The organism is Meiothermus granaticius NBRC 107808 (assembly GCF_003574355.1).
In the GTDB taxonomy this organism is placed as follows: domain Bacteria; phylum Deinococcota; class Deinococci; order Deinococcales; family Thermaceae; genus Meiothermus; species Meiothermus granaticius.
In genome coordinates this window covers 1-9,679 of record NZ_QWLB01000071.1, presented here as the reverse complement: position 1 = coordinate 9,679, position 9,679 = coordinate 1, and the positions used below count along the sequence as shown (strand labels likewise).

Genomic DNA, 9,679 nt, shown 5'->3' with positions numbered 1-9,679 from the left:
AGCCGCACCCCGGAGCCAATATCGGTCACCAGTCCAGCTACAGTGTTGGGGGCACTGGGGGCAATACCGCCCCCAGTGCCCCCAACACTGTAGCTGGACTGGTGACCGATATTGGCTCCGGGGTGCGGCTCGCGGGCGTGACGGTGCGGGTGGTGGGCAGCAGCCGAACGGCCACCACTGACAACCGAGGCGAGTTTATCCTGCAAAACCTGCCTGCCGGTTTGGTCAAGCTGGACTTCGAGAAGGCGGGCTACGCCCTTGGGCACGGTATTGCCGAGTCCACCAGCAGCGCCCAAACGGTGGTGGTGGCCCTCAAGAAAGAGGGCACCGAGCAGGGCTACAATCCTACCCAGGCCCGTACCTTGTTCCAGCGTACCGAGGCCGGCCCCTATGCCGTGATCTTCCAGCCCAATAGCCTGGACACCACCGATACCAACCTGCGGGTGGTGGTCACGCCCCTGGACCCCACCAAGGAAGGTACCGCCCTCCCCGGCGACCTGGTGGCCGGGGGGGCCAGTCCCACGCCGCTGGCTCCGGTGACCTTTGCTGAGTTCAGCATCCTGGACTCGCAGAACCGCCGCATCAACCTGAAGCCCGGTTCCAGCGCCATTGTGGAACTGCCCATCCCCCCTGAGCTGCGCAGCCGATACCAGATTGGCGATAAGATTCACTGCTACGCCTACAATCCCCAGACCGGGCGCTGGGAAGACTTTGTGGAGGGCACAGTGGAGCGCTCGAGCGTGGACGGCACCACCCCGGTGCTGCGGGCTAGCATCCGTCACTTTTCCTGGTACGGGGGTGCTCCGGCGGTGCAAGAGCAGGAGTGCGTGTCGGTGGAAGTGCGCAACCGTTTTGGGCCACTAGCGGACGCAGTGGTGACGGCGCGTCCAGGGTTGCGGGCTGTTACCAACCGCTTGGGACAGGCAGAAATCACCGTAGAAAAGGGCGTGCCCATCAACTTTACCGCCACCAAGACCTATACCGATACCTTTGTGGACGCGAACGGCAATCTGGTGCCCAAACCGGGGGCCAAGGTGATAGACATCGGGCGGGTGGAGGACGCCGACCTCTTCTATAACGGTAAAAACTATAGCCGCACCCCTGGGCCCTGCCCCAGCAGCGCCGTTCAGTCGGTGCGTCCGGCGGCCACCAATCCGTTCCCCATTCGGGTGGCCCCGGCCCCGGAGGGTTTCTTTCAGGCCACCGCGCTGTTGCAGCCGGGGGGTCTGGCTTTTGTGCAGCTCGAGAAAGGCATCCCCAATGCCGACGGCGACCTGGATAATGCCGAACCGGCCAGCGGCGCCCAGATTATCATCAGCGATAACACCGGTGGAACCGCGACCCTGAGTGAACTCGCACCGGGCAGTGGGATGTATTTTGCAAATAACTTCACTGTTGAACCCGGCAAACGCTACACCCTGAACATTGACGCCGATGGTAACGGCAGCGTGGATGGCAGCGGCTCGGCTTTTGCGGTGGGCAACGTGTCCTGGAGTAACCTGACGAACGGCGGGAGCTACAGTGCCTCCAGCCTGACGGCCACCTGGAGCGATAGCGCGGCTGCCCAGTCCGGCTATAACGCCTTGTATCAGGTCTATTTCCAACGCAACGGTGGATCGGGGGTTTCCGACCTCGCTTTTTACGTGGGCTCGGAGCGCAGCTTCCAGCCCCGTGCCCAGACCGACCCGCCCACCCCGCTCGCAGCGGGTACTTATACCGTCACGCTCAATGCGTTTAGCGGCGCGTTCAGCGGCGGTAATCTTGACATCACCGACAACATTACCGGGGTAGGGATGCAGGGCCAGATTTACAGCATTCAGCCGGTCAACCCCATCACCATCACCCTCACGGCGCCGTAAGCTAAAGGCCGAAGGTTTATCATTAATCCAAGACTCTCGTCAAACCGCTGCATGTTGTGAGGGGTTTGCCCCTCCAATGGGAGAGGAGGTTTTGTGAGAAGGGTTGTACCGCTTATCTGGGTGTTTGCTGCCCTGGCCTTGGCCCAGCCCCCCCGCATGGCTGCCCTGAGCGACCTGCAGATGCAGTGGGCGGAAGCCCAGTGCCCCAAGCCCGAGAGCCTGGGCACCAACTTTTCGGGTCTCACCAACCCAGACCGGGATTTACAGACCCAGGGGGGACAGGCGGCTTTGGGGCAGAACCTGCTGGCGGGGTTGGACGAGAGCATCGCCGAACTCGAGCAGGAACTCAATGACCTCGAGGCGGGCGATCCCAGCCGGGCCATGATCGAGCAGCAGCTCCGGGCCCTCAAAGCCCAGCGACAGCAGCTCCAGCGGGTGGCCCCGCAGCCCCCCAGCGCCCCGGCCATTCCCAACCAGGCCAGCGCCCTGGCCAACCTGCGCCGCGCCCTGAACGCAGTGGCGGGGTCGGGCAGCCTGCGCCTGATGGAGACCCAGCCCGAGTACAAGGACGCCGCCACCGCCAGCCGCAATGCTGCCTTGGCAGCGGTGATCGGCAAGCCCCAGTTGGCCCTGGGGCTTTTGCTGCGGGCCCAGCAGCTCGAGCCGCGCAACCCTGCGCACCTGGTCAACCTGGCCGGAATCGCCAACTACTACGGCCTCTTTGCCGAGGCCCTGGCCCTCACCACTGCTGCCGAAGGGCTGAACTCCCCGGCGGCCCTGCGCCCCTGGCTGCAAAACAACAAGGGCCACGCCCTGCTGCGCCTGCGCCGACTGCCCGAGGCCGAGGCTGCGCTCCGGGCCGCCGCCCAGGCCGACCCCAACCTGCAAGAGGCCCGCCTGAACCTGGCCCACGCCCTGGGGGCCCAGAACAAGTGCGCCGAAGCCAGCGTCTGGGCCAAACGGGCCTGGTGGCGGCACAATCTGAGCGGGGCCGAGAACACCCGGGTGCGCCCCTTGAGCGAGCTATTTGTACCCGTAACCAGCATACCTGCCCTGCCCAGCCTGAACTTTGTAGCCCCCGGCCAGACCGCCGGGGCAAGGGAGGCGCTCGAGGCCCTGCGCCAGGAGATCGAGGCCAAGCGGCCCACCCTCGAGGCGTTTACATCTGCCGGGGCAGCTGAGGGCCGTCGCAGTGTGGAGATCCGCGCCGAGCGGCGGGTGGGGGTGGTGAAGGGCCGGTTCATCACCTTCCTGTCCGATGCTGTGGGTTCTGCTGCTGCGTTGAGCAACAGCAACAGCTACGCTGCACGGGAAGGGCAGGCCTACGAGGCCGCCGAGGCTACCCTGAGCCGCACGGTTTCCGAGCTCAATGCTCGCTTCAGTTCCAGCCCAGGCTGTGCCAGCGCCACCGCCTGGCGCGAGGCCGCCCTGCCCACCTTCCAGGCCGCCGACCGCGCCCTGCGTAACCTGTACGCCCAGGCCTGGCAGAGCGGCGCTACCCTCAGCACCCGTTTCTCCGAGCCTACCTACCGCACCTATGCCACGCTGCGCCTGCGGACCCTGTACTACCTAGCTGCCCAGAAGGTCTACGATTACGCTTCAACCTACCTGAATGGCCTTGAGTCCGCTCGTGGCAGCGAGAACTGCGGCAACGAAAGCGCATCCATCATGGGCCCGCTGGCCACCCCCCAGGTCCCCCCGGCCTGTACCCCCAGCCCGGCGCCCGCGACCCCTGCGCGGGGCTGGCGGCTCTTCCTCAGCTGTGACCGCACCGAGTTCAACTTTGCCAACCCTGCCTGGATGGACCGCTTCCAGATTCTGCGCGACAGCCTCTCCCCCCTGGTTTCCTCCGAGCTTGATTTCCGGCTGGCCGTATTTGTGCCGGGCGGCTTTGTGCGCCTGACCAACGAGGGCGGCATCATGGACGCGGGGCTTGTGGCACCGGGCGGTAACCGCAACTGGAGCCTGGTGTGGAACGCCGGCAGTGGCAGCGTGGGGTTTGCCTCGAGCGAACCGCAACTGGGGATCAAGTGAGATAAATACCGACTGCGAATGACAGAACTCGCGCCTGCGGCCTCGAACCAACCGAATCTGGTATTACACCCTCTGACACACCGGGCAGAAGTGGGTTCCACGCCCCCCGACTACGGTCTTCAGAATTCTCCCCCCACACCCCCGACGGTCACAGGGCTGGCCGGTCCGGTCGTAGGCGTGATGCTGGAGCTGAAAATACCCCGGCTCACCGTTGGGCTGCTGGTATGTGGCGTCAGATAAGGTAGAACCTCCCACCTGTACGGCCTGGGCCATGACCTGCTGGATGGCCTTATGCAGCCGCTTGGCTTCCCCAGCCTCCAGGGTGTTGGCCGGACGTTCCGGGTGAATGCGGCTGAGCCACAAGGCTTCATCGGCATAGATGTTGCCCACCCCGGCTACTGCTTCCTGGCCAAGCAACACCTCTTTAATCCTGCGGCCGGTCCGGCCCAAGGCCTGCTGGAAGGCGGGTAGGGTAAAAGCGGCGGAAAGCGGCTCCGGCCCCATTCGGGTCAGCAGGGGGATCGCGCGGTAGTCCCCCTTGGGAACCACCCACCACTTGCCGAAGCGGCGTGGGTCGGTGTAGTAGAGGGTTTCCCCTTCAAGCTCCACCCGGAGCCGGGTGTGGCGGTGGGGTGCGAAGCGAAACCCCCCGGTCATGCCCAGGTGGATGATGGCTTCGGTCTCCCCCTCCAACTCCAGCAGGATGAACTTTCCGCGTCGGCGCGTGGACAGCACCCTTCGCCCTTCCGCCAGCGCAGTGTGTTGATACCGGGCTGGATCGCTGTGGGTGAGGCGGACGAGGGTTCGGCCCAGCAGATGGGGCTCGAGGATACGCCGGGTGGTCTCAACTTCAGGCAGCTCGGGCATGGCCTTTCATTCTCCTGGGGAAAGGCGAACCCCAGGCTGTACTTTGGCACAATTGCCGCGGGCTACTCCGCTTTGCGCTGGGCAGAGCCCTCGCTCTCCAGCGCGCGGCGGGTTTCGCGGAACACGTAGAGCATCAGTACCGGAAAAGGAATGTTTTCCTCGAGCGCCTCCTGCACGCTGCGGTAGCGGGCGGGGTCGGCCAAACGGACCATGGGGCCTAGCTCCGCCCATAGCCTAAGCAAGGCCGAGCGATCCTGGGGAGGATGAGCCTCGAAGCGGTGCAAGGGGTGAAGGTAGGCGTGCATACGGATCACGTAGGGGTGTGCAGCATTGGACACGCCCCTAGGGTAGACCCAAGGGTGCTGCTCAACCGTATGCCAGGCTAAGAGCCAACCAACCGTTTAGATGCGAGGATTTCGGGGAGCTCGGTCTCGAGCGAGCGCTCCTCGAGCCTAAAGATATCCCGCATGGGGGCGGGATCGGCTGTATTTCCCGCCTTGAGCATGAGGTACTGGTCTTGAGTGATGGGGCTGAAGGGCAGGGGAGAGATCAGCGGGACCACCAGGTTCATGAGGGCCAACGGGATGGGGAGCAGGGGCTTGTGTGAGCCCAGCCGCTCCCGCACCAGCAGCAACAGTTGCCGGAAGGTGTACTCTTTGGGCCCTACCAGGTCGCAGGATACGCCGATCGCGCGCTCCAGGCCGAGGCTTTGCTCGAAGGCGGCGGCCACATCCCCCACCCAGATGGGACGAAAGGGGAAATGTCCATCCCCAATCTGGGGGATGAAGGGGGCGGGGGCTTGTACCAGGCCTCTAAGGGTGCCGCCGAAGAAGTCGTCTCCAGGGCCGAAAATCAGGCTGGGCCTAAGAATGGTCCACTCGAGGCCGGAGCTTCGCACCAGCTCCTCCCCCTGGGCTTTGGTCTCGAAGTAGCGACTGCCGGTGCCCAGGCGAGCCCCCAGCGCCGACATGTGCACAAAGCGCCGAACCCCCGCGGCTTTCGCGGCCTGCAAGCTGTGGCGCACCCCATCCACATGAGCCTGCTGAAAGCTCTGTCCCCCCCGCTCGCGGATGATGCCCACCAGGTAGATGATGGCCTCTTGCTCCTGGACGGCCTGTTCTAAACCCAGGTTTTGCCCCGCATTGGCAGCCACGTAGCGGACCCCTGGAACGGCACCCTGACCCCTCCGCGAGGCCACGGTGACCCTATGCCCTCGGTGGAGCAGGTACCGAGAAAGATGGGTGCCGACAAATCCGCTGCCGCCAATGACCAGGACGTTCATAAGGGGTCGTACCGATCCAAACCGCTGGGGTGGAGGCCCAAGCCTAGACCGCTTGGAGCACCCGGCTTTCGGCCTCGAGCTCCAGGGCACTGTGGTTGGCCAGGTAGATCTTGCGGTAACCGGTGTCCAGGGTGCCCTCGTGGCGCAGGTCGGAGAGGAGTTTGCTCACCGATTCCCGGGTGCTGGCGGTGGCATCGGCAATTTCCTCGTGGCTGGCGGTGACAAAAACCCCCCGCTCATCCTGGCCGCGGGCAGCGGTGCTGGCCAGGTAGAGCAGGTAACGGCAGATGCGGCTGCGGAGTTCGCCCCACTGGAGATGGGTTTCGTAGGCCTGTACCTGAACCATCTGGCTGGCCAGGCTGCCGGCCAGAGAGCGCAGCTCGTCCGCGGAGAGGGCCTTGGCATCCACCGCTAGGGCCGCGGCTTCGGTCAGGGCTTCGGCGGTATAGCGGTAGGCCCGCTCGCTGAGGGCCTCTTCACCGAAGTAATCACCGGGGAGCACGTGGCGCAGGGTGAGCTGACGACCATCAGGGAGAATCTCAACGATACGCACGAGGCCACGCTCGAGGTGATAGAGGGCCTCGGCAGGGTCTCCGGCGCGATAAATAACCTCTTTTCTGCGAACCTTTTTCATACCCTGACCTCCTAAACCATCTGCGGCTCTACCACAATCCCTGTTCTTTAAGAGCGCTGGACAAGGCCTCTGCCAACTGCCGAGGGTCGTTGCCCAGGAAGCGGGCCCCCAGCCTTTCGACCTCCCGCGGATGATGGCTGGCTGCCCAACCGCCGACCACCACGATCGGAGCCAGCTGGGCTAGGGCGCGGTGCGGGAGCGACTCCAGCGAGACCGGTTGAATCGCCGAGAGCACCACCGCCTTGGCCCCGGTGCGCTCGGCGAAACTCTTGAGGTCGGGCAGAGGGGTGTTGGGGCCAAGGTAGTGTACGCTGTACCCGGCCCGCCGCAGGAACAAGGCGGTGATCAGGCTGCCGATCTCGTGCTGCTCACCCGGCAAGGTGGAGACCAGAAGGGTGGGCCCCAGCGCCCCGCCCATCAGGTGCAGCAGGCTCTGGAGCGAGCCCCGCAGGAAGGTGCTGGCCAGGTGCTCCTGTGCGGTGCTCACCTGCCCCAGGTGCCAGCCGTCGCCGATTCGCCGAAGGCAGGGGGCGATGACCTCCATCACCACGGTTTCCACGGGATGCAGCCGGTGAGCTTCGGAGAGCACCTGCTCGGCCAAAGGGGTATCGGCCTGCAGCAGGGCTTGCTCGAGCTCGAGCGAGAGGACCTCGGGGGAGCGGGGGCCTTCTTGGGTGAGGCTTTCCAGGTAGCGGCGCACCGCCGCGGCTGGGGCCTGCCCGGCCTCGATCCAGCGCTTGATCTGCTTGAGGGCCTCTACATCCGTTTCGCTGTACAACCGGTGTCCACCTGGGCTGCGCTCCGGTTTGGGGAAGCCATACCGCCGTTCCCATTGCCGCAGCAGAGCGCTGGAGAGCCCGACGCGCTCCTCTACTTCGGCAATGCTGTAGACCCCTAGTTCCTTGCGCATAACCTTACCTGTCAGGCCCTAGCATAGCCCACTGTACAACTTACGTCAAGGTTACAGCATAAAGCTGTACATATCTTGTAGAGGTATTCAACCCCCGCTGAAAACAGGGTATTCTTGACTCTAAGGTGATCAAAACCCGGTAGAGCATAGGTAGCATTCCTCAGGCGAGGATGGGAGACGCCTCATGAGCACTGTACAGGTTCATCGCTGAGGCCGATGCGAGGGAGGTTATCTTTGAGACCTATAGAGCTGACGTACAATCCCCTCATGAGCAAACCGATCCCGGACCAACGCCGGCGCTTGCCCATAACCCTGGCGGTGCGCACCAACCTTCTGGCGCCTACGGCCTGGGGCTATGAGCTGTGGCGGGCGCGGGCGCTGAGCCAGCTCTCGGGTCGCCGCTTCCCGCTCTCGGAGGAATTCACCCGGATGATTGAGGCCATGCAGCCGGTACAAGGCGGGGTTTTTCTGGATCTGGGCACTTCCACGGGGCTTTACGCTCGAGCCCTGTTGGAGGCCGGGGCGGCCAAGGTATACGGCCTCGACCTTTCCCCGGCCATGCTGCGGGAGGCCGTGCGGCGCTCGAGGGGGTTTGAAGGGTTTTCCCCGCTCCTGGCCCGGGCCGAGGCCATCCCCTTGCCGGCGGATTCCCTGGATGGGGTGGTGGTGGGGGGGAGCTGGAATGAGTTCTACGACCCCGCGGCGGTGGTCAAGGAGATGCAGCGAACCCTCAAGCCTGGGGGCCGGGTCTGGATCATGTTCACCCATCGCTCAGGCAGCCGGTTGCAGCGGGTTCTCGAGCGTACCGGGCTGCGCTTCCCGACGCTCGAGGAGCTGACGGCCCTGCTCGAGCGCCACGAGTTTCGGGTACGGGGCTGGCACGAAAAATCGGTGGGGTTTGTGGCAGGGACTATGGTCAGCTTGGGGGAATAGCTCCATCCTTATGCCCATAGGAGGGTATGAAGGCCAGACCAGAGGCAGCTCCGTCGCTGGTGAGTTCCCACACCGGCAGGGGCTGCCCGAGACCATACCTGTGAGCAAGGCCAGGGCCATTTCAGGGGAGGGCAGGCCATCATGGAACCAGATTGGAAAGCCGTAGCTTCGATTATCCGACATCATTCGGCCACCTTTTACTACGGCAGCCTGCTTTTCCAAGGCGAGGCCCGAAAAGGCGCCTGGGCGGTGTATGGGGCCTGCCGCATGGGCGATGATGCGGTGGATCAGTCCAAGGAGGCCCTGCGCGACTTGCAGACCTGGTGGTCGGGGATTGAGCGGGCATATGCCGGCAACCCCAAGCAGGAGTGGGAAAAGGGCCTGAGCTGGGCCCTCGAGCGCTGGGAAATCCCCCTGCAGGCCTTTCGGGACATGCGCCAGGGGTTTCTAACCGATCTGCACCTGGGCCACCTCGAGACCCTGGAGGAGCTGTACACCTACTGCTACCAGGTGGCAGGAACGGTGGGGCTGATGATCGCGCCCATCGGTGGGGCCGGCCCTGAGGGTTATCCGGCTGCGATCCGGCTGGGCCAGGCCATGCAGCTCACCAACTGCCTGCGCGACGTGGGGGAAGACCTGGCCCTGGGCCGGGTGTACTTGCCGGCTGCGTTGATGCGCCAGCACGGAGTCAGCCTGGAGGACCTGCGCCAGGGGCGGGTTACGGGGGCCTATGTGGCCTTGATGCGCGAGCTGGCCCGTGAGGCCCGGCGGCTCTACCGTGACGGTTTGCGTGGGCTGCGCTACCTCAACAATGGCCGTGGGGCGGTGGCCCTGGCGGCGCTGCAATACCAGGGCATCCTGGACAAACTCGAGCTGAGGGGATGGGATAACCTCCACAGCCGGGCCTCGCTTTCCGGGCTCGAGCGGGTGATGTTGCTGCCACGGGCCATCTGGCTGCGGGGGGTATAGGGCCCAAAGGGCATCGGCAAGGGCTGGGCCACTCCACGGCTCGCCCTCACCGCCTTGATCCCTGTATAGTCGCTGGGTATGCCGGACCTGGATATCGCCGTGGTGGGAGCAGGCCACAATGCCCTAGTGGCCGCAGCTTATTTGGCCCAGGCAGGGTATCGGGTGGGGGTGTTCGAGCGGCGGGGGGTGGC

At 64.7% G+C, this 9,679-nt stretch carries 10 protein-coding genes; 5 read left to right on the top strand and 5 right to left on the bottom strand.

Going from position 1 to position 9,679, the window contains the following annotated elements:
• Both Mgrana_RS16060 and Mgrana_RS16055 read left to right on the top strand, forming a co-directional pair.
• On the top strand, positions 1–1,859 hold a 1,859-nt coding region (locus Mgrana_RS16060; RefSeq protein WP_147371317.1), incomplete at its 5' end, for a DUF4249 family protein.
• Between the two features lie 93 nt (positions 1,860–1,952).
• Positions 1,953–3,893: a tetratricopeptide repeat protein gene (locus Mgrana_RS16055; protein ID WP_147021152.1), complete on the top strand. Its 1,941-nt coding sequence runs from the start codon at positions 1,953–1,955 to the stop codon at positions 3,891–3,893.
• Between the two features lie 63 nt (positions 3,894–3,956).
• Here Mgrana_RS16055 and Mgrana_RS16050 read toward each other — a convergent pair whose 3' ends face one another.
• From Mgrana_RS16050 to Mgrana_RS16030, 5 genes are all read right to left on the bottom strand, one after another.
• On the bottom strand, positions 3,957–4,760 hold the full coding sequence (locus Mgrana_RS16050; RefSeq protein ID WP_119358594.1) for a DNA-formamidopyrimidine glycosylase: 804 nt from the start codon (positions 4,758–4,760) through the stop codon (positions 3,957–3,959).
• Positions 4,761–4,822: 62 nt separating this feature from the next.
• The gene (locus Mgrana_RS16045; protein WP_240631409.1) at positions 4,823–5,098 is read right to left on the bottom strand and encodes a hypothetical protein; all 276 of its coding nucleotides are present in this window, start codon (positions 5,096–5,098) and stop codon (positions 4,823–4,825) included.
• A 44-nt stretch (positions 5,099–5,142) separates the two neighbouring features.
• Entirely contained in the window at positions 5,143–6,042 is a 900-nt protein-coding gene (locus Mgrana_RS16040) for a complex I NDUFA9 subunit family protein (RefSeq protein WP_119358592.1), read from the bottom strand.
• A gap of 43 nt (positions 6,043–6,085) precedes the next feature.
• Positions 6,086–6,676 carry a transcriptional regulator LdrP gene (gene ldrP, locus Mgrana_RS16035; RefSeq protein WP_119358591.1) on the bottom strand — a complete coding sequence of 197 codons (591 nt, stop codon included), beginning with the start codon at positions 6,674–6,676 and terminating at the stop codon, positions 6,086–6,088.
• 28 nt (positions 6,677–6,704) lie between these two features.
• Positions 6,705–7,586: a MerR family transcriptional regulator gene (locus Mgrana_RS16030; protein ID WP_119358590.1), complete on the bottom strand. Its 882-nt coding sequence runs from the start codon at positions 7,584–7,586 to the stop codon at positions 6,705–6,707.
• Positions 7,587–7,853: 267 nt separating this feature from the next.
• Between Mgrana_RS16030 and Mgrana_RS16025 the strand changes: the two genes are divergently transcribed.
• From Mgrana_RS16025 to Mgrana_RS16015, 3 genes are all read left to right on the top strand, one after another.
• A complete protein-coding gene (locus Mgrana_RS16025) occupies positions 7,854–8,519 on the top strand; it encodes a class I SAM-dependent methyltransferase (protein ID WP_119358589.1) in 666 nt (221 codons plus the stop codon).
• 141 nt (positions 8,520–8,660) lie between these two features.
• Positions 8,661–9,488, top strand: coding sequence for a phytoene/squalene synthase family protein (locus Mgrana_RS16020; protein ID WP_119358588.1), 828 nt, complete (start codon positions 8,661–8,663; stop codon positions 9,486–9,488).
• 78 nt (positions 9,489–9,566) lie between these two features.
• The coding region (locus Mgrana_RS16015) for an NAD(P)-binding protein (RefSeq protein ID WP_147371316.1) at positions 9,567–9,679 on the top strand (113 nt) is incomplete at its 3' end.